Source organism: Burkholderia sp. Ax-1724 (assembly GCF_011752995.1).
Taxonomy (GTDB): Bacteria; Pseudomonadota; Gammaproteobacteria; order Burkholderiales; family Burkholderiaceae; genus Paraburkholderia.
Genome location: NZ_VWWL01000028.1, coordinates 47867 through 67790, shown reverse-complemented (window position 1 = coordinate 67790; position 19924 = coordinate 47867). Strand labels below are relative to the sequence as shown.

The window sequence follows — 19924 nt, the reverse complement described above, 5'->3', positions numbered from 1 at the left end:
GATGAGCGACGTCGCTAAACCGCTCATCGTCGAATTCGTCGGCGTGAATGCGTGGTACGGCAGTTATCACGCGCTGAAGGACATCAACCTCGCCGTGCGGCAGGGTGAGCGGATCGTGATCTGCGGGCCGTCGGGTTCCGGCAAATCGACCCTGATCCGCTGCGTCAACGGTCTCGAAGCCTGCCAGCAAGGCCGGCTCGTCGTGGACGGACACGCGCTCGACGCGCAGCGGCACAATCTGGCAGCGGTTCGCCAGGAAGTCGGGATGGTGTTTCAGCAGTTCAATCTGTTCCCGCATATGACGGTGCTCGACAACCTGATTCTCGCGCCGATGTGGATCAGAAAATTGTCGCGCAAGGACGCCACCGCGCTTGCGATGCACTACCTCGAACGCGTGCGGATTCAGGAGCACGCGGCCAAGTATCCGGGGCAATTGTCGGGCGGCCAGCAGCAACGTGTGGCGATCGCGCGTGCGTTGTGCCTGAAGCCGCGCGTGATGCTGTTCGACGAGCCGACCTCGGCGCTCGACCCGGAGATGATCAAGGAAGTGCTCGACGTGATGGTCGGCCTTGCTCGCGACGGCATGACGATGATCTGCGTCACGCACGAGATGAGCTTTGCCCGCATGGTGGCCGATCGCGTCGTGTTCATGGACAAGGGCGAAATTCTCGAGGTCGCGCCGCCGGACGTGTTCTTCTCGCGGCCGCAGGATTTGCGCGCGCGTGCTTTCCTGAACAGTATCGCCTGATGCGGCGTGCCGTGGATTAGGCCGATGTTTCGACGAGGTTCTTTCGGGAGTTGACGTGATTCAATGCATTTCCGCCGACGAAGCGGCCGCCCTGGTATCCGACCGGGATTTCCTGATGGTGGGCGGCAATACCGGCTCGGGCGTGGCCGAATCGATTCTCGAAGCACTCGAGCGTCGCCATCTGCGCGGCGAGGGTCCGCACGACCTGACGCTGTTCCATGTGACCGGGGTCGGTGCCGTTCACGAGAAGGGCCTGTGCCGGCTCGCCCATGCAACGCTCGTCAGGCGGGTGATCGGCGGAAACTTCGGCATGCAGGTGCCGTTCATGAAGCTGATCCGCGAAAACCGGATCGAGGGATACAACTTCCCGCAAGGGGTGATGACGCAGCTATGCCGCGCGATGGCGGGGCGGCAGCCCGGTCTGATTTCGCGCACCGGATTGCAGACCTATATCGATCCACGCCAGGATGGCGGCCGGATGAACGCGCGCACGACCGAGCCGATGGTCGAGCTGCTGACCCTCGCCGGCGAGGCGTGTCTTTTCTATCGTGCGCCGGGTGTGCCGGACATCGCGATCATTCGCGGCACCTCGGCCGACGAAGACGGCTATGTGAGCATGGAGCACGAGGCGACCACGCGCGAGGACCTGTCGATTGCCCAGGCCGCTCATAACGCCGGCGGTATCGTGATCTGCCAGGTCAAGCGCATCGTGCAGCGTGGCAGCCTGCATCCGCAGATGGTCAAGATTCCGGGCTTTCTCATCGACTATTTCGTCGTCGATCCCGAGCAGATCCAGACCTATACGACCCGCTACGATCCGGCACGCTGCGGCGAGACGCGCCTGCCGGTGGCGATGATCGAGCCCGATCCGCTCACCGTGCGCCGTGTGATCGCGCGGCGCGCGGCGCTCGAACTGCGCCGCGGCGACATCATCAATCTCGGCGCCGGCTTGTCCGCGATGATCCCGAACATCGCGGCCGAGGAAGGCATAGCGGATCTCGTGACGATGACCGTCGAATCGGGCGTCGTCGGCGGCGTGCCCGGCCATACGCGCGAATTCGGCACGGCGGTCAATCCGCGCGTCATTCTCGACCAGGGTTATCAGTTCGACTTTTACGACGGCGGCGGCTTGACCTGCGCGTTCCTGTCGTTTGCCCAGGTGGACCGGGACGGCAATGTCAACGTGACGCGCTTCGGCAAACGCTACGACGGTTCGGGCGGCTTCATCAACCTGACGCAGAATACTCGCCGCCTCGTATTCAGCGGATCGCTGACGGGCGGAGAGTCGGACCTCGATCTGCACGAAGGCATGCTGCATATTCGCCGCGACGGGGCATTCGACAAATTCGTCGAGCGCGTCGACCAGATCAGTTTTTCCGGCCAGTTGGCGCGAGAGCGCGGGCAGCAGGTGACCTATATCACGGACCGTGCCGTGTTCGAATTGCGCGAGCACGGTCTCGTCATGACGGAGATTGCACCGGGCGCGCGTTTGCAGGAAGACGTGCTCGCCCGCATTGGATTTCCCGTCGAAGTCAGCCCCTCGCTCACGACGATGGAGGCCTGCCTGTTTCGGCCCGGGCCGATGAATCTGCGCGAACGGATTGCGTTCGCGCAGCCGCGGCGTGAATCGGGTGGGCGGGGGCGTGGAGAAGGCGAATCGCGATCCCCGCGATCCCGATGATTCCGGCGGATCGATTGAGCACGTCGTCCGGATGTCCGCGGCGAATGTCGCGCTGCTCGGCGGCTTGTCGAAGCCGTTCTTCGTGTACCTGTACGGGCCGTGGAGCTTGACGGCCTTGAGATCGTACGCAAGCTCCACCTGCATTGCGCTCTTGCTGCTGCGCATGCCTTCGACGCACGTCGTCAGATCGGGCGCCCTGCGCCCGTCGCTCACACAAGACGTCTCTTTCCCTGCCTGACAGCGTCGACGCCGCAACGCGGCCTCTCGACGTTTGCTCCCACCGTCGCTTCCCTTCAACTCATAGCCTCGGTGCTATGAAGTCATAGCCCACCCGGCAATTGTTTGACCGCTCTCCGGTCGTTACATTGCTTCAAAGCAAGCTTCAAAGCAAGCTTCAAAGCAAGCTTCAAAGCAAGCTTCAAAGCAAGCTTCACAGCAAGCTTCACAGCAAGCTTCACAGCAAGCTTCACAGCAAGCTTCACAGCAAGCTTCACAGCAACGCCACGAGTGCCTCGCGACAGACGACACCAGGCGTTGTCATCGCAGGACTCCGTACCGGTGACAAGGCAAGGCTCCGACAGTGGCGCTGTGCCATGCAACGGGTACGGAGATTACATACAACGAATGGAGACAACGAAGTGCGCCTCTCGACCCATGTCGCGACGCTAACGATGTTAGCAATCGCGCCTGGCGTGGCCTGTGCCCAATCGGCGGTCACGCTTTACGGTTCCATCGACGGCAGTCTGCGCTACCTTACGCATGCGGATAGCGCCGGAGATGGACAATTTCTCACCGGAGGCAAGGGCTTGTACGAGTCGAATCGCTTTGGCGTTACCGGCGAGGAAGATCTTGGCGGCGGACTCAAGGCTCACTTCAAACTGGAGTCGGCATTCGACAGCGGCACGGGTGCGCTCGGCACGCCCGGCGCATTGTTCACCCGTGAAGCGACGGTCGGCCTGAGCGGCCCCTGGGGCGGCGTAAACCTCGGGCGGCAATTCTCGGTCAGCGCGCGCACGGTGTCCGCGTTCGACCCGTTCACGTTTCACTACCTGAGTATCACGCCGTTGTCGAAGGATATCGTCGGCACCTCGTCGGATCGCTTCGACAACGACATTCAGTACACCGGCGAATTCGGCAACCTGATCGCGCGCGCCGAATACGTGCCGGGCGGTGTGGCCGGCAGCATCAAGACCGGGACGGCGCTGGCGGCCGGCGCCACCTATCGCATTGGCGGCGTGCGCTTCGGTGCGGCCTACACGGAGTGGAACGATTTCGGCGGTCCCGGGCTCAATCGCAATCAGTTGTCGGCAGGCGCGGACTATCGTATCGGCGCGTTCCGCGTCACCGGAGGCTATATTGGCGATCGGCAGGACGGCCTCGCCGGCGACAGTCTTTCGCGCGATCTCTGGCTCGGCACGGTCTATACGTTCACCCCGGCATTCGCCCTGACCGATGCGATCTATCGCACCGATTACGATGCGCGCGGCAAGAAGGGCTCGAAAACGCTTCTGATGGCGGGCATCACCTATTCGCTGTCGAAAGAGACGCTGCTGTATGCGGAAATCGACAACACCCGGTTTACCGGTACGGCGATCACGAACGGACAGGGCAACCAGTTCGGTGTCGGGTGCGGTATCAGCAAGCGGTTCTGAAACGGATCGCGGACAGTTACACGACGTCACGGCCATGGTGGGCGTGACCAGACGGAGCATGGAACATGCGTATTCTCGACTCTCATTTTCACTGGTGGCCGCGCTCGATCTTCGAGGCGTTGTGCAAGCGTGAAGGTTTTCCGCGTGCGCAGAGCAACGGCAAAGGCGGCTATACCTATTGGCGGCAGGAAGGCAGCGTGGCGCGCTTCAATCTCGGCGCGGAGTGGTTCGATCTCGACCGGCAAATGGCGCATATGGACACGCTCGGCTACGAGGTCGACGTGATTGCCTCGATCGGTCCGTTCTCGCTGCATTTCTCCGATCTGCCGGTGGACGAGGGCCGCGAGGCGGCCATGATGTGGAACGAGGAAATGGCCGGCGCGCAGCGCCGCTATCCGGGCCGGTTGTGGGCCACCGCCGCCGTGCCGCTGCGCGATACCGACGTGGCGCTCGAAGTGGTGGATCATGCCATCGGCAAGCTCGGGCTCGTGGGCGTCAATCTGCCCGGCAGCGTCGGCTCGCTCGACCGCATCGACGCCGCGCGGCTCGAACCGTTCTATGCGCACGTCGCGAAACTCGGCGTGCCGCTCTTCCTGCATCCGACCGACTCGATTTTCCCGGACATTCTCGACGGCTACGACGGCGCGCTGTATCTGAGCCTTGGGCGCGTCATCGACGTCAGCGTGTCGGCCTGCCGGCTCGTGCTTTCCGGGATCATGGAGCGTCATCCGGACCTGAAGGTGATCATGTCGCATACGGGCGGCGCGCTCCCGTATCAGGCGGGACGCATGGACAAGAACGCGAAAGCCGCGAAGCTGCCGTCTCCGCCGAGCACCTACATCAAGCGCATGTATACCGATACGGTGTCGCCGCATGAGCTGGGCATCCGTTTCGCGATCGAGTTTTACGGCGCGGAGCATGTGATGTACGGCAGCGACTATCCCTGCTGGGACCCGGCTACCGCGGTGCGGCTGTTCGAGGAAGTCGGCGTGTCGAAAGAGGACCAGCAGAAGATTTTCCACGGCAACGCACGACGCCTGTTCGGCTTGCCGGACGCCGCCTGAGCACCGCCATGCCCGAACGCCACTCTATCGATCTCGAAGCGCTGATCGACCAGCGCAAGCTGGGCGGTTTCCAGATTTTCGTCGCGGTGCTCTGTGCGGCCGCGTTACTCGTGGACGGTTTCGACACGATGGCGATCGGCTATGTCGCGCCGGCGCTGATCAAGGCATGGGGCATCGATCGGGCCGCGATGACACCCGCCTTCGCGGCGGGCCAGATCGGCCTGATGCTCGGCTCGATGGTCGTCGGCCCGCTCGCGGACCGGTTCGGCCGGCGGCCCGTGATGGTGTTCAGTTGCGTGGCCTTCGGTCTGCTTTCGCTCGCCACCATGCGGGTCACGTCCGTCGGCGAACTGGCCGTGCTGCGTTTCCTGATCGGCTTCGGGCTGGGCGGCGGCATGCCCAATGCGCTCGCGTTGACGAGCGAGTACATGCCGTCGCGCGTGCGCGTGACGGCCACGATGATCATGTTCTGCGGTTTCTCGATCGGCGCGGCGCTGGGCGGCTGGGCCGTCGCGCATCTCATCGTGCGGCACGGCTGGCAGGTCGTGTTCCTGATCGGCGGCGTGATTCCGCTCGTGCTCGCCGTGGTGCTGGCGCTGCTGTTGCCCGAGTCCTTGCGCTTTCTGGCGGCGACGGGGAAACATCCGCGGCGTCTCGCACGCTGCGTGCGCCGCATTGCGCCCGAGGCCGATCCCGAAGGCCGGGCCGCCTATGTCGTGACGGAGAAAAAGGCGGCGGGCTTCGTGGTGCGCGAGCTGTTCACGGAAGGCCGCACGCGCATGACGCTGCTGCTATGGGCCATTACGTTCATGGTTCTGCTCGATCTCAATCTGCTGTCGAGCTGGGTGCCGATCATGCTGCACGATTCCGGACTGTCCATCGAAACCGCGGCGGCGGTGACGATCGGCTATCAGGTGGGCGGCGCGTTCGGCAATCTGCTGCTGGGCCGTTTTGTCGACCGTTACGCGCCGTTCCTCGTGCTGGTCGTCACCTTCGTGATCGCGTTCGCGGGCATCGTGAGTCTCGGGCTCGCCGGCACGCACGTCGCGTTGCTTACCGCGCTGATATTCGTGGTGGGATTCTGCGTGATAGGTGGAGTCGGCGCCTCGGATGCACTGGTGGCGACCTGCTATCCGACCGGGATGCGCGTGACGGGTCTTGGCTGGGCGATCGGCGTGGGCCGTTTCGGCGCGGTGATCGGGCCCACGCTGGGCGGCTTCGCGTTGACGATGGGATCGAGCGCCGCGAGCTTCTTCGCGATCGGCGCGCTGCCGATGCTCGGCGCGGCCGCCGCCGCATTCGTCGTGCATGCGGACTCGCGCAACGTCGCGCGGACCACGCCTTCGCTGCGCGGCTTCTAGGCCCGCGGCCTCGCGCCGCGAATGCGGCGCGCTTATCTGCAATGCCCCGCGCTTATCTGCACTCATCGGCGCTTACCTGCACGCTTATCTGTGATTACCCGCGCGCGAGACACAGCCCAAGCTGCATCAAACGCGCATTCTCTCTGCGTCCCGCACGATCTCGACGAGCCGGTCGATCTCCGGCATGTCGGATTTCGCGTTGCGCAGGTAGTGCAGCGTGAGGTGCATCGGCGGGACGTCCACGTCGAGTTCCACGATGCTGCCGGCGGCAATGTCCTTTTGCACCGAGCGCCGCAGCGAACACGAGATGCCGATTCCCGCGATCACCATATTGCGCACCATGCTCATTTCCTGCGCCTGCGAGGCCACGATCGGCTCGGCGAGACCTGCGGCGCGCAGCATGTCGGCGATCGTGCGGCCGAAGTACGAAGTGTCGTAGGCCACGATGAACGGGTACTGCGCCAGCGTGTCGATGCTGATGTCGGTCTCGTTCGCGAGCGGATGGTCCGGCGCGGCGATGAACGCAAGCCTGTAGCGGCTCAGCGGCTCGGCAGGCAAGCCGGGAACCTCGCCGTTGCTGAGCAGAAACCCGAGGTCGACCTGGCCGCGTGAACACAACGAATGCACTTCCTCGAACGTGCCGGCCAGCGCGACTAATTCGATTTGCGGAAACTCGGTGGAAAATTCGCCCAGCGATTTCGACAGCACGGAATCGGCGACGAAGCGCTGTGCCGCGAAGCGCAGCTTACGTTTGCTTTTCTTGAGATTGGCGGAGATCGCCGTCGTGCGCTCGAGCGTTTCGAGCGCGTAGGTGTAGAAGGCCCGGCCGGCGGCCGTGAGTTGCGGGCTCACGCCCGGGCGGCGTTCGAACAGGGCGCCGCCGATCTTGGCTTCCAGCTCGCGGATATGAACGCTGACGGAAGGCTGCGCGATGTCGAGCGCTAAGGCTGCCGCGCCGAAACCACCCGAGTCGACAACGGCGACGAAGACCTGCAGCCCACGCAATGTAACCGGCAACATCTGTTCCTCTCCGCTCCGCGAATAACCCATAGCTATCTTACTATGGATCCATAGCCTGATGGCGGATTGCCTGCGTGCCCCGGGGTCACTTAAGGTTGGGTCACAGAACGACAAAAAGGAAAAGGAGACAACTACACCGTTGGCCATTCCTGTTCTGCTGCATGAGCGGTGCCGATGCGTGAGCGCATCGCACTACTGATCAAATCTGACTATGTGGAATATGCGATGAATCAAGTTGGTGTGGACATAGGCGGGACATTCACGGACCTCGTGGGGTATCGGGCGGGGGAGCTTCTGCTGGCCAAGACCCTGACCACGCCGGCCAATCCCACGCAGGGTGTGGCGACGGCGCTGGAGCTGGCCGGCACGCAGCTGGCCGAGCTCGACGAGTTCCTGCACGGCTCGACCATGGCGATCAATACGGTGCTCGAACGCAAGGGCGCGGCAACCGCGCTGATCACGACCGAAGGTTTCCGTGACGTCTACGAGATCGGCCGCGGCAACCGGCCCGACGCGTTCGACATTCATTTCCAGCGTCCGCAGCCGCTGATTCCGCGCGACCTGCGCTTCGAAGTGCGCGAGCGTCTGAATGCGAAGGGCGAAGTGCTGACGCGCCTCGACGAAGATGCCGTGCGCGGGCTGGGTGCCGAACTGGTCGCGCAAGGCATCGAGTCGGTGGCGATCTGCTTCTTGCACGCCTATGCGAACCCGCAGCACGAACTGGCGGCCGGCCGCATTCTGCGCGAGGCTTACCCGGACCTGTTCGTGACGCTCTCGCATGAAATCCTGCGCGAGTTCCGCGAGTACGAACGCACCTCGACCACGGCGCTCAACGCCTATGTCGGCCCGCGTGTGCGGCGCTATCTGCAGACGCTGAAGTCGCATCTGGACGAGCGCGGCTTTCGCGGCGGGATTCAGATCATGCGCTCGAACGGCGGCAGCATGTCGCTCTCGCATGCGGCCGTGGAGCCGGTCTCGATGATGGAGTCGGGCCCGGTGGCGGGCATGATCGGCGCCGGGCACGTCGCGAAGCTGCTCGGCATTCGTCAGGCGATCGGCTTCGACATGGGCGGCACGACCGCGAAGGCCACGCTCATCACCGAAGGCATTCCGGCGATCGAGGACGGCTATTACATCGGCGGTTATGCGACCGGCCAGCCGATGCAGTTGCCCGTCGTGTCGATCGTCGAGGTGGGCACGGGCGGCGGCAGCATCGCGTGGCGCGACAAGGCGGGCGGTCTGCACGTCGGGCCGCAGAGCGCGGGCGCGGCGCCGGGCCCGGTGTGCTACAGCCGCGGCGGCGTCGAGCCCACGATCACCGACGCCAACGTCGTGCTCGGGCGTCTCAACCCGGGCCGCTTCCTCGGCGGCGGCATGGCGCTCGATGTCGAAGGCGCGAAGGGCGCACTGGCGAAATACGTCGGCGAAGGGCTCGATCTCTCCGTGAACGAGGCAGCGATGGGCGTGGTGCGCATCGCGGACTCGGCGATGGCGCTCGCGGTGCGCGCCGTGTCGGTGCGCAAGGGCGTCGACCCGCGCGATACGGCGATGATCGCCTTCGGCGGTGCGGGGCCGGTGCACGCAGCCGCGCTGTGCAAGGAAATCTATATTCCGACGCTCGTGATCCCGAAGCTGCCGGGCAACTTCTCGGCGATGGGCATGCTGCTCGCGCCGTGGCGCCAGGACCTCGTGCGCACGCTCGTGGGCGTGCTCGGCCAGCTCGATCAGCAGGCCGTGCTCGCGGCCTTCGACGAACTGACGGCGGCGGCGAAGCGTCAGCTTGCCGAAGACGAGCTCGACGCGGACAAGGCGCAGTTCGATTTTGCCGTGGACCTGCGCTATCGCGGCCAGGAGCACAGCATCACGGTTCCGCTCGCCGGGCCCGATGCGCTGTCGCATACGAACACCGCGATGCGCGAGCGCTTCGACGAACTGCACGATCAGCGCTACGGGCATTCGGCGGCGGGCGAGATCATCGAGGTCGTCAATCTGCGGCTCACCGCGACCGTGTCGCGCGGCGACGCCATCGATAGTTTCATCAGCGCGCCGTTCGAAGCCGAAGCCGCGCGCGAAGAGCAGGTGCGCGAGGTGATCTTCGACGATCCCGAGCGTCCGCTCACGGCGCGCATTCTGTGGCGCCCGGCGCTCGCGCCCGGCTTCACGGTGGAAGGACCAGCCGTGATCGAGGAGCCGCATTCGACCACCGTCATCTTCCCCGGCGACGTCGCCCGCATCACCGAACACGGACACATGGTCGTGTCCATCAAACTGCCCGAAGGAAATCAGCCATGAAGACCCAGCAAACCTCTCAAGCGGTTGCCGCGGCGCGTCGTCCCGCCGTGGACCCGATCACGCTGGAAGTGGTCGGCAATTCCCTGATCGCCTACGCCGAGGAAATGGCGCTCGCGCTGTGCAAGTCCGCGTACAACATGATGATTTACGAGGTGCGCGACTTCTGCTGCGGGCTCATCGATACCGAAGGCCGGATGATCTGCCAGAACGAAGGCGGCCTGCCGATCTTTCTCGCGGACCTCGGGATCGCCGTCAAGGACGGTATCGACCGCTTCGGCCTGGACGGCTTCGCGCCCGGCGACGTGATCATCATGAATCACGCCGGCGTGTGCGGCCAGCATCTGAACAACGTCGTCGTGTACACGCCGTGCTTCTTCGAAGGCAAGGTGGTGGCGTTCGCGGCCAACCGCGCGCACTGGGCCGACGTGGGTGGCCTGCGCACGGGCTTCGGCAACGTGCAGACCTACGAGATCTTCCACGAGGGCATCCAGATGCGCTCGATCAAGATCTACGAGGCCGGCCGCCGCAACGAAGGCGTGTGGCAGATGATTTCCGACAACATCCGCTTTCCCGAGGCGTCGCTCGGCGACCTGCGCGCGCAGATCGCGGCCTGCCAGCTCGGCGGCCGCCGGCTTGCCGAACTCTATGGGCGCTACACGGTGCAGACCGTGAGCGATTGCATCGAGGCCTCGTGGGACCAGGCGGAAGCCGAGGCGCGCGCGGTGGTGGCGAGCATTCCCGACGGCGTCCATACCGCCGAATCGCGGCTCGACAGCGACGGGCGCCGGCTCGATGTGCCGCTGCGCGTGAAGGTCACCGTGATCGTGGACGGCTCGAATCTCACCATCGACTATTCCGGCATGAACGAGCAGGTGCCGGGGCCGCTCAACTCCGGCTACTCGGGCGGCCTGTCGGCGGCGCGCGTCGCGTTCAAATGCATCACGATGCCGCACGCGCCCGTCAACGAGGGCTGCTTCCGCGCGCTCACGCTGATTTCGCCGGAAGGCACCATGCTCAACGCGCGCCCGCCCGCGGCGCTCGGCCTGTGGAGCATCGCCTTGCCGACCGTGATCGACACGCTGCTGCGCGCGCTCTCGCAAGCGCTGCCCGACTTCGTGCCGGCCGCTCACAAGGGCGACATGGGCGGCTGCTCCTTCTACGGGCAGCGCGAGGAAAACGGCGAGCGCTACGTGCTGATGAATATTTTCGGCGGCGGCTGGGGCGGGCGCGCGAAGGAAGACGGCGCATCGGCCTCGGTGTCGATCTGTCAGGGCGACGTGCGCAACACGCCGGTGGAGCTGCAGGAAATCCGCTATCCGTTCCTCGTCGAATGCCACCAGCTGCGCGAGGACAGCGGCGGCGCGGGCGAGCATCGCGGCGGTCTGGGCGTCGTGCTGCGCTACAAGGCGCTGCAAAAGAGCACCGTCAACGTCAACCTCGAACGCATCATCGAACCGCCGTGGGGCGCGAAGGGCGGCAATCCGGGCGCGAGCAACGCGGCCATGATCCGGCGCCACGACGGCGCGGAACGCTCGGTGACGAAGGAAAGCAATATCGCGCTGGCCGCCGGCGACACGATCACGTTCTGGACCGCGGGCGGCGGCGGTTACGGCGAGGCACGCGAGCGCGCGCGCGAGCGTATCGAGGACGATCTGCAAAAGGGCTATGTCAGCGTCGCGGGGGCACTGCGCGACTACGGCGTGCGGCTCGACGAAGAGGAGGCGACACCATGAGCGCGCAACTTCATCAGGAGCGTTCGGGCCGTCTGCGGCGCGCGATGGCCGACGCCGGGCTCGATCTGCTGGTGGTGCCGGGCGACGCGTGGCACAGCGACTATCTGCGTTACGCGCTCGACCTCACGCCGATGGAAGGCGAGGCCATCGCCTGCATCGAACGCGACGGCGCCGCGCGGGTGTTCGTCGCCAGCCACGCCGAGGCCGCGCGGTTCGCCGCCGAGCAGCCCGCGGTGCAGGTGTCGTGCTCGGCCGATCCGCTCGCGCAAGCCGAAGCCTGGATTGCCGCGCGCGGCGCGGCGCAGGCCGCGCTGGTGGCACCCGGCGTGGCGCCCACGCGTCTTGCCCGGGGGCCACTGGGCGCGGGCATGACGGCGGCCACCGCGTGGTTCGACCGGCTGATGGTCAGGAAGAGCGCGGCGGAAGCCGATGCGGTGGCGCGCGCCACCGCGCTGGCCGACGCCGGTTACGCGGTGTTCCGGGACGCGGCGCGCGTGGGCTGCAGCGAATACGAACTGATCGCCGAAGTCGAAGCGTGGTTCCGCAGCCAGGGATGCCCCGAGAACTTCGTGATTCTCGGCACGGGCGGTCGCGAAGTGCGCGGCATGCATCCGCCCGGCGACAGGCGCATCGCGGCGGGCGATCTCGTGACCACCGAACTCACGCCGTGCGTCGACGGCTACTACGCGCAGATCTGCCGCACGCTCGTGGTCGGCGAGCCGACCGACACGCAGCTGCGCGCCTATGCGGTCTACCGGGAGGCGCTCGAAGCGGGGATCGCGGCGGTGCGACCCGGCGCGACGCACGGCGACGTGGCGCGCGCGCAGAACGACGTGTTCCGCCGCCACGGTCTCGGGGACTACGTGACGTCGGCGTATACGCGGGTGCGCGGCCACGGCGTGGGCCTTTTCGTCGACGGGCCGCACGTGCTGGAAAACGTCGAACTCGTGCTCGAGCCCGATATGACGCTGATCGTGCACCCCAACACGTATCACCCCGAGGCCGGCTATATGGTGCTCGGCGATACGGTGCGCGTGACGGCGAGCGGCTGCGACGTTCTCACGGGAACGACGCGCGATCTCATCAGTGTACCGGCCTGACCGCCTGCGTAAAAGGAGTCCTGACTATGCGTCGAGGTTTGATCAGCTGGTCGCGGGAGGAAGTCCCGCAAGCGATACTGGAAGCCCGCGTGGCGCGGTTGCAGCAGGCGATGCGGGAGGCGCGCCTGGATGCGGTGCTGGCCTATACGTCGTTCGCGCAGCCCGCGCCCGTGCAGTGGCTCACGCACTTCGTGCCGTACTGGAGCGAGGCGCTCGCGGTGGTGTTGCCGCACGGCGCGCCGACGCTGCTCGCCGCGCTGACGCCGCGCGTGCATCCGTGGATTCGCGAGGTTTCGCATCTGGGCGAGGTCGTGTCGGCGCCGCGTCTTGGCGAGAAGACAGGGGAGTTTCTGCGCGAGCAGGGACTCGGAGATAGTTCTGGCGGCAAGGCGCGCATCGGCGTGATTGGTCTGGATGGGCTGCCGTGGTCCGTGGGCGAGCCGCTCGTGAAGGCATTCGGTGAAGACAGTCTCGTCGACGCCAGTGCGCTCTACGCGCAATTGCGGCAGACCGCGGATCGCGCCGAACTCGATCTCGCGAAACGCGCCACGGCGATCGGCGAGGCCGCGCTGCTCGCGATCCCGGCCGGCGCGACGCGTGCCGCCGAGGTGCTGGCGGCGATCGAAGCGTCGGCACGCCGCGCGGGCGCGGAAGAAGTGCTGCTGCGGATCGCGCCGGATTTCACGCGCAACGCCACGCTCTCGCGCATGGAGGGCGACGCGCCGCTCGGCGAACGCTACGCGGTGGAGCTGTCGGTCGCCTACAAGGGCAGCTGGGTGCGGGTGAACCGCTGTGTCGCGTCGGGTGGCGAGCCGTTGTCGTGGCAAACCTCGAGCCGCTGGCTGACGGATGCCGCTGCGTCGCTCTCCGTCGCGCGGGCGGCGCCGCGCTTCGCCGACGTGCCGGGCGGCGGCGCGCTGAACGCGTGGACGCTCGAGACCAGCGTGGGCGTGTATCCGCTGTCGGTCGTGGCCGCGCATGACCGGCCACCGGTCGCGGCGTTGTCCGCCGGCGGCCTCGCGGTGCTCTCGGTCGAACTCGCGTTGCCGGACGGCCCGTGGCGCGGCAGCGTGCCGCTCGCGGTCGCCGCCGACGGCCGCGAGAGCATCTCGCTCGCCTCATGAGCGGCACGCCTGTGTCCACGTTCATCGAGGAACTCGCCGGGTTCGCGGCGTCGGCGTCGAGCGAGCCGCATCGCGAGGCGATCGGCCTGCAACTCGCCGATTCGGCCATTGCTTTGCTCGCGGGCGCGGCGAGCGCGGAAGGCCAGGCCGTGCGGCGCTTCGTCGCCGATACCGACGGCGGGCCGCTCGCCGCCTGCGCGAGCCTCGCCGCGACGATGCGGCTGACCGAAGTCGATGACATTCACCGGTCTAGCGCCGTCACGCCGAGCGCGATCGTGCTGCCCGCGGCGCTGACGCTGCGTATGTCGTTCGCGCGGGAGGCTGCGCCGTCGCGCTTTGCCGATGCACTGTTCGTCGGCGAGGAACTGTCGATTCGCCTTGCGCTCGCGCTGGGCGGCGTGTCGTTGCTCACGCGCGGCGGATGGCCGAGCTACATGGTGGCGCCGTTCGGCGCGGCGGCGACGGCGGGCCGGCTACTCGGCCTGACGCCGGAGCGGATGCGTCATGCGCTCGCGCTGGCGGCGGCGCAAACGCCGCCGCCGATCGGCCGTGCCACGGGACAGCGTCCGGGCCGCTGGCTGCTGTTCGGCCAGGCGGTCCGTGCCGGTTGCGTCGCGGCGTTGGCGGCGGCCGACGGCATCGACGGCGACGTCGCTTTGCTCAACGATGCGTGGCTCGGGCGCATCGGCGGCGAAGCGGCGAATGCTGCGTGGCTGGCGCGCAAAGACAGCGATGCGCCCGCGCGCGAGTCGATCAGCGTCAAGCCTCACTGCGCGGCCAAGCAGGCGTTGGCGGCGGTGCACGGTTTGCAGGCGCTGCTTGCCGATGGCCTTGATCCCGCAGCGATCGAAGCGGTAGAGGTGCGTGTGCCGTCCGCCTACGCGGCGATGCTCGATCGCGAGCCGCCCGAGGCCGGCCGGCTCGCGAGCCTCGTCAGCGTGCGCGGGCAACTCGCGCTCACGGCGTTGCAGCCGGCGTCGCTCGACGACGTCGCGCGCGACGGCTTGCGATGGACGGCCGATCTCGCCGACTTTGCGGCGCGTGTGCGAGTGACGGCCGACCCGTCGCTCGACGGCCTGTACCCCGCCAAATGGCCGGCACGCGTGAGTGTGCGGGCGGGTGCGCGCACGCACGAGCTTACCGTTGCAGACAGCGCCGGCGATCCGGCCCTGCGTTTCGGCATGGACGAACTCGCCGGCAAGGCGACGCGGATGCTCGGCGCGCACCCGGCGGCGGACCTCGTCGACACGGCCCGTCGCGCCGCGACGGAGCCTGCGCAACTCGATGCGTTGTGCGCGCGGTTTTGGCATGATCTGCCGGGCTCATAGTGTTCGGGCTATAGAGGCATAGCCCAATGGCCGCTTGCTTCGGCCGGAACCGATTCGCTAACGTGTTCGCGTCCGCCGCGGCCTGCTTGCGCGGGCCGGATCGCGGTCACCGTCATCACGACATAAAGACAATGGAGACAACAGCATGAACGAAACGACGACGCTCAACGTCGGGACGTTACTGGGCAATCAGCCGCTGCGGTGGCTGCATATCCTGATCGTTGCGCTGCTGGCGGCGACGATGGTCGTCGACGGCTATGACATCTTCATGGTGGGGCTGATTCTGCCCGCGCTTTCGCACGGGCTGAACGTACATCCGGCCGCGCTGACCCAGGTCTTCGTCCTTCAGCAACTGGCGCTATTGATCGGCACGCTGGTTTCCGGCCCGATGCTGGACCGCTTCGGCAGACGGCGCGTGCTGCTCGTCGCCATGCCCGTGTTTGCCGTGCTGACGATCGCCACCTCGCAGGTTCGCAGCGTGCTGGAACTCGACGTCATGCGCTTCGCGGCGGCGCTGTTCTTCAGTGCCGTGATTCCCGCCGCCATTACGCTCGCCAACGAGTTCGCGCCCGCGAAGTATCGCTCGGCGGCGGTTTCGGTGGTGTTTTGCGGCTATGCGGGCGGCAACCTCATCGGCGCGAGCGTGCAGGCGTGGATACTGCCGTTCGGCTGGCAGGCGGCGTTCTGGGTGGGCGGCCTGCTGCCGCTCGTGCTGGCGGGCTGCCTGTGGCTATGGCTGCCCGAGTCGCTGCAATTCCTGGCGATGCGCGACCCCGCGAACCCGGCGATCGGCAACACGCTGCGCCGCCTCGATCCGGCGTTCGTGGCGGCGCCCGGGCAACGCTATGCCGTGCACGACAAGCATCAGCGCGTGTACAAGCTTTCGCCGAAGGTGTTGTTCACGAACGGCCGTGCGGCCGTTACGCTGCTGCTCTGGGGGGCTTACCTCGCGACCGGCATTTTCAGCTACATCAACAACTCGTGGACCACGACGCTGCTGCACCTCACGCGTCACATGCCCATGGCGCACATCGCAGGACTGCTTGCCGTCAGCGCGATTGCGGGCGTGATCGGCACGGCGAGCAGCGGCTTCGTGATGGACCGCTTCGGCGCGGCGCGCGTGTTGCCGAGCTATCTGACGGCGTCCGCGCTGATCGTCGCGGTCATTGCGACCATGGACGTGTATTCGCAATGGGCACCGTTCGCGTTCGCGGCGCTCGGCTTTCTGTACAACAGCAGTTGGGGCGCGCTGAATGCCTTTTGCGCGACGATCTCTCCCGCTGAGATGCGCGCGACCAGCGTGGCGTGGGCGCATGGCGCTTCCAAGGTGGCGGGCATGATCGGTCCGGCGATTGGCGGCGCGATGGTCCGGGCGCAATGGGACTTCACGCCGATCTTTCTCGTGGCCGCCGCGTTCGAACTCCTGTCGGCGTGCGCGGTATTGCTGCTCGTGACCCGTCGCAAGGCGGCGCCGGTTCCGCTGCGCGCGTGAGGGTTGCCATGGGGTGATCGGAATCGTTGATCGCGATAACCCTGATCTGGCTTGTGCGCCGCATTCCGCGCACATAGGATGGTCGGCCGACATTGCCATGTCATCGAATCGCGACAACGTGTGCCACCGCCCCATGACGACTTCACACCCGCCTGTACCGGAATACGATCTGGAACATTTCATTGCCACGGGGCAATCGCTTGCGATCGGCGCGCAGGGTGCGCCTGCGCTCGCCACGCCGCTCCAGCGCACGCTCATGTACGACACCGGTATCCGGGCGCTCGGCAAGCAGCCTCAAGCATTGGTCGATGCGTTCGAAGCGGAAGTCGAAACCTGTCTGTCCGGATTTGCCCATTGGCTTGGCCGTCTGCGGCCGGTGAGCCGGCCGGCGCATCGGACTATCGTCAGTGCGGTCGGCGTGGGCGGCGAAGAAATCGCCAACCTGCAACGCGACACGCCGCCCTATCGCGACATCGTCGAGCAGGTACGGTGGGCGCGCGCGGAAGCGCAGCGCCGCGGACTGACCTACCGCGTATCGGCGCTGGCGCTGATGCAGGGTGAAGCCGATGCGTTGCTCGGCACGGGACTCGTCGGATATCGCGCTCAGGTCGCCTTGCTGCAACGCACGCTCGAAGCGGACCTGCAAGCGGTGACCGGCGTGACCTGTCCGATTCCGATGTTTCTCTATCAGACCGCCAGCCATGGGCGCTATGCGGGAACCGCTCTGCATCCCTCGGTTGAAATTCCGCTCGCGCATTGGCAGGAAGCACGCGACAACCCGAACCTGCATCTCGTGGCGCCCATGTACCCGTTCCCGTATGCGGACGGGCTGCATCTGACCAATCACGGCTATCGCTGGTACGGGCACTATCTGGCAAAAAGCATCGCCCATTGGCTGACGACGGGCGAGAAATGGCGGCCGCTCGAGCCGACGCGTGCACGGCAACGGGACAGCGTTCGCGTTGGCGTCGACTTTCACGCGCCGGTGCCGCCGCTGCGCTTCGATACGTCGCTGGTCCGGCAACTCGACGACGGGATGAACGGCTTCGAACTGTATGACCAGACGGGCCGCGTCCCGATCTCGCACACGCGGATCGTCGATGGGACACAGGTCGAACTGGTTGCTGCTCGTGCGCTGAGTGGTGCCGTAATGGTCGGCTATGGCCTGACGCCGGTCAATCAGATGAACTGCGATGACACGGGGCGGTTTCTCGCCTGGAACGCGGGGCCGGCCTCGGGTGTGCGCGGTACGCTGTGCGATTCGGATCGATCGGCAAGCGATCTGAGCGACATGCACGGCAATCGCTATGCGCTTGCGAACTATTGCGTGATTTTCCGCTTGCCCTGCGATTGAACGGGCGCGGCGGGTGGTCCGCGACGCACCCGTGACGTGATCGCCGCGTGATGTGTTGAGCCCCGGCATCCGGCCATGCCGGGCACCGGGCGCATGCCGTCAGGTGCCCGGCATGCCTCGACGTTGCAGTGCTTAGAAGCGGTGGCGAATACCGAACGTGGTGGCGAACTGGCGATCATTCGACGACGCCGTCAGCCCGTCGATCGCCGCCACCGCGCTCTTGCCGGTCGTGTCCTGGCCGCTCGCGTGCTGATAGATAGCGACGAGATAAAGATCGGTGCGCTTGGACAGCGCATAGTCGGCGGCCAGATTGACCTGGTTATAGGTCGCGTTCTCCAGAGCGCCCACCGATGAACGGTTCGTCAGCGCGTATGAGGCGCCGAGCTGGAATGCCGGCGTAAGGTGGTACGACGCGGAAATTTCGCCGATATTGAAGATGCTTTCCCCGCTCAGGTGCTGCGGATTCAGGCCATTGCCCGGCTCATGGCCGAGATCCTGATATCGAACATTGCTATAGGCGCCTTTGAGCGTCACGCTGCCGAAGTTATACAGCGCACCGGCCACGATCCCCTGCATGAGTCCCGCCGAAGCGAGACCGCTGATCACCGGACTGGACATATTGAGGGAACTGGCGGACGTTGCCGTCGCGCTGCTCGGCTTGTCGCCCCAGTACGAATAGTTCGGATCGCGCTGATTCATATAGCCGACGCCGGCTGCGAAGCCGCCGTGCCGGTAGACGGATGCGAAGCTATAGATCTGATTCTGCGTGAAATTGCCGGCCACGCCGCCGAGGCTGTAGAACGCGCTGAACGTCAGGCCATGAAAGTCCGGCGAATTGTATTTGATCGAGTTGTTCGTGCGATTGGTGCCGCCGAGGTTATCGAGGTCGGCCGGGTGAGCGCCGAAGGGGCCGGCCCATTCCGTGACTTCGCCGTTGCCCGCGGCGCCGGCCGACGTGAACTGGGCGAGGCTGACGGTGACGGGGTCGTACTGGCGGCCGAGCAGCAGTGCGCCGTATTGATCGTTGTGCAAGCCAACCCAGGCGGCCCGGCCGAACAGGTCGCCGCCCTGGCCCAATGCACCGTTGTTGACGGTATAACCGCTCTCGAGCTTGAAGAGCACCTGCAGACCGCCGCCCAGGTCTTCCGTGCCGGTCATCCCCCAGCGCGAGCCCTGAAGATTGCCGGACGTCATCTCGAACTGCCGCTTGCCGCCCGCATTGCTGTTGATGACGAACCCGCTATCGATCAAGCCATAGAGCGTTACCGAACTCTGTGCAAAGGCACTGCCGCTTAAGGTCGCACCGATCAATGCGGAAAGTAGGGTCTTTTTCATTGCGATTTTTCTCAAGTTTAATATGGACTATCGTCGTGGTGATTCAGGAATGCCTTGATTGATTCGTATGGCTAAGTAATGACCGTTGTGAGGCGGCCGTTGCGAGGCGCGAGCATGCCAGGTCCGCATGAACGCAGGTTAAAGGGGGGCCGGGCACGCTGGATTCCCGGTCGGGGAATCGGAATGAGCGCGGGTGTGTCCGGCGCAGGACGCTACGCCACGCGGCGTTTCCTGCTTAGGAACGTTGCGGCGAGACAGGCGAAAGGCAGCCGGTCGGATTGCCTCTCGTCAAAAACGCGGTCCGGTTTGATAATCCCGCACGATTCACGGAGCAGTCCATTGCGAACCTGCGTACCTGTTTGGGGCGATCCATGAAGATCGCTTTCGCAATTCGTCCGACGAGATGAACCATGACGTTGTCAGCCTCCAAGATGACAGCCTGTTCTGAGCGATGGTTCTGTCGGTTCGCTCATCCGGCTTTGTATTGGGATGGAGTCTGCCACGCCATATTGGCGATAACGATTGCTTTTGGAGATCGCGATAGGCCTGATCGTCCGCCTGGCGAGCCGCCATCGCGGCGCGCGGGGAGGGTGGGTGCGAACGCGGAGTGCCGCGGCCGTCGAGCGGATCGGGACCTCGG

General features: G+C 65.7%; 16 protein-coding genes. 13 read left to right on the top strand and 3 right to left on the bottom strand.

Annotated features, from left to right (window positions below):
* Position 1 precedes the first annotated feature (1 nt).
* The 3 genes from F3J19_RS27955 to F3J19_RS27945 are packed head-to-tail and all read left to right on the top strand — an operon-like array spanning position 2 to position 2667.
* A complete protein-coding gene (locus tag F3J19_RS27955; protein ID WP_167048956.1) occupies positions 2 to 748 on the top strand; it encodes an amino acid ABC transporter ATP-binding protein in 747 nt (248 codons plus the stop codon).
* A 55-nt stretch (positions 749 to 803) separates the two neighbouring features.
* Positions 804 to 2429: a malonate decarboxylase subunit alpha gene (locus F3J19_RS27950; RefSeq protein WP_167048954.1), complete on the top strand. Its 1626-nt coding sequence runs from the start codon at positions 804 to 806 to the stop codon at positions 2427 to 2429.
* Positions 2392 to 2667: a hypothetical protein gene (locus F3J19_RS27945; protein ID WP_167048952.1), complete on the top strand. Its 276-nt coding sequence runs from the start codon at positions 2392 to 2394 to the stop codon at positions 2665 to 2667. Before F3J19_RS27950 ends, F3J19_RS27945 begins: the two co-directional genes overlap by 38 nt.
* Positions 2668 to 2749: 82 nt before the next feature.
* On the opposite strand, the gene F3J19_RS32425 is transcribed toward F3J19_RS27945, so the two are convergent.
* Positions 2750 to 2923, bottom strand: coding sequence for a hypothetical protein (locus F3J19_RS32425; RefSeq protein ID WP_205193314.1), 174 nt, complete (start codon positions 2921 to 2923; stop codon positions 2750 to 2752).
* 177 nt (positions 2924 to 3100) lie between these two features.
* Here F3J19_RS32425 and F3J19_RS27940 point away from each other — a divergent pair, with 177 nt between their 5' ends.
* The 3 genes from F3J19_RS27940 (at position 3101) to F3J19_RS27930 (ending at position 6506) form a co-directional block, all read left to right on the top strand.
* Entirely contained in the window at positions 3101 to 4081 is a 981-nt protein-coding gene (locus tag F3J19_RS27940; RefSeq protein ID WP_167284189.1) for a porin, read from the top strand.
* Between the two features lie 65 nt (positions 4082 to 4146).
* Positions 4147 to 5145 (top strand): amidohydrolase family protein, encoded by a 999-nt coding sequence (locus tag F3J19_RS27935; protein WP_167048948.1) that lies wholly within the window; start codon positions 4147 to 4149, stop codon positions 5143 to 5145.
* An 8-nt stretch (positions 5146 to 5153) separates the two neighbouring features.
* A complete protein-coding gene (locus tag F3J19_RS27930) occupies positions 5154 to 6506 on the top strand; it encodes an MFS transporter (protein WP_167048946.1) in 1353 nt (450 codons plus the stop codon).
* Positions 6507 to 6632: 126 nt separating this feature from the next.
* Here the strand turns inward: F3J19_RS27930 and F3J19_RS27925 are convergent, their stop codons facing one another.
* Positions 6633 to 7673 carry a LysR family transcriptional regulator gene (locus F3J19_RS27925; RefSeq protein ID WP_167048944.1) on the bottom strand — a complete coding sequence of 347 codons (1041 nt, stop codon included), beginning with the start codon at positions 7671 to 7673 and terminating at the stop codon, positions 6633 to 6635.
* A gap of 78 nt (positions 7674 to 7751) precedes the next feature.
* On the opposite strand from F3J19_RS27925, the gene F3J19_RS27920 reads away from it, so the two are divergent.
* The 7 genes from F3J19_RS27920 to F3J19_RS27890 all read left to right on the top strand — a co-directional run bounded on the left by F3J19_RS27920 (position 7752) and on the right by F3J19_RS27890 (position 17949).
* Positions 7752 to 9818, top strand: coding sequence for a hydantoinase/oxoprolinase family protein (locus F3J19_RS27920; RefSeq protein WP_167048942.1), 2067 nt, complete (start codon positions 7752 to 7754; stop codon positions 9816 to 9818).
* Positions 9815 to 11551 (top strand): hydantoinase B/oxoprolinase family protein, encoded by a 1737-nt coding sequence (locus tag F3J19_RS27915; protein WP_167048940.1) that lies wholly within the window; start codon positions 9815 to 9817, stop codon positions 11549 to 11551. The genes F3J19_RS27920 and F3J19_RS27915 overlap by 4 nt, the downstream gene beginning before the upstream one ends.
* Positions 11548 to 12651, top strand: a complete 1104-nt coding sequence (locus F3J19_RS27910; RefSeq protein ID WP_167048938.1) for a Xaa-Pro peptidase family protein — start codon at positions 11548 to 11550, stop codon at positions 12649 to 12651. The genes F3J19_RS27915 and F3J19_RS27910 overlap by 4 nt, the downstream gene beginning before the upstream one ends.
* 26 nt (positions 12652 to 12677) lie before the next feature.
* Positions 12678 to 13775: an aminopeptidase P family N-terminal domain-containing protein gene (locus F3J19_RS27905; protein ID WP_167048936.1), complete on the top strand. Its 1098-nt coding sequence runs from the start codon at positions 12678 to 12680 to the stop codon at positions 13773 to 13775.
* Entirely contained in the window at positions 13772 to 15103 is a 1332-nt protein-coding gene (locus F3J19_RS27900) for an MmgE/PrpD family protein (RefSeq protein WP_167048934.1), read from the top strand. The genes F3J19_RS27905 and F3J19_RS27900 overlap by 4 nt, the downstream gene beginning before the upstream one ends.
* A gap of 145 nt (positions 15104 to 15248) precedes the next feature.
* On the top strand, positions 15249 to 16595 hold the full coding sequence (locus F3J19_RS27895) for an MFS transporter (protein ID WP_167048932.1): 1347 nt from the start codon (positions 15249 to 15251) through the stop codon (positions 16593 to 16595).
* Between the two features lie 133 nt (positions 16596 to 16728).
* On the top strand, positions 16729 to 17949 hold the full coding sequence (locus tag F3J19_RS27890) for a sialate O-acetylesterase (RefSeq protein ID WP_167048930.1): 1221 nt from the start codon (positions 16729 to 16731) through the stop codon (positions 17947 to 17949).
* A 132-nt stretch (positions 17950 to 18081) separates the two neighbouring features.
* On the opposite strand, the gene F3J19_RS27885 is transcribed toward F3J19_RS27890, so the two are convergent.
* Complete coding sequence (locus F3J19_RS27885; protein ID WP_167048928.1) at positions 18082 to 19284, bottom strand: porin; 1203 nt, start codon at positions 19282 to 19284, stop codon at positions 18082 to 18084.
* Positions 19285 to 19924 lie beyond the last annotated feature (640 nt).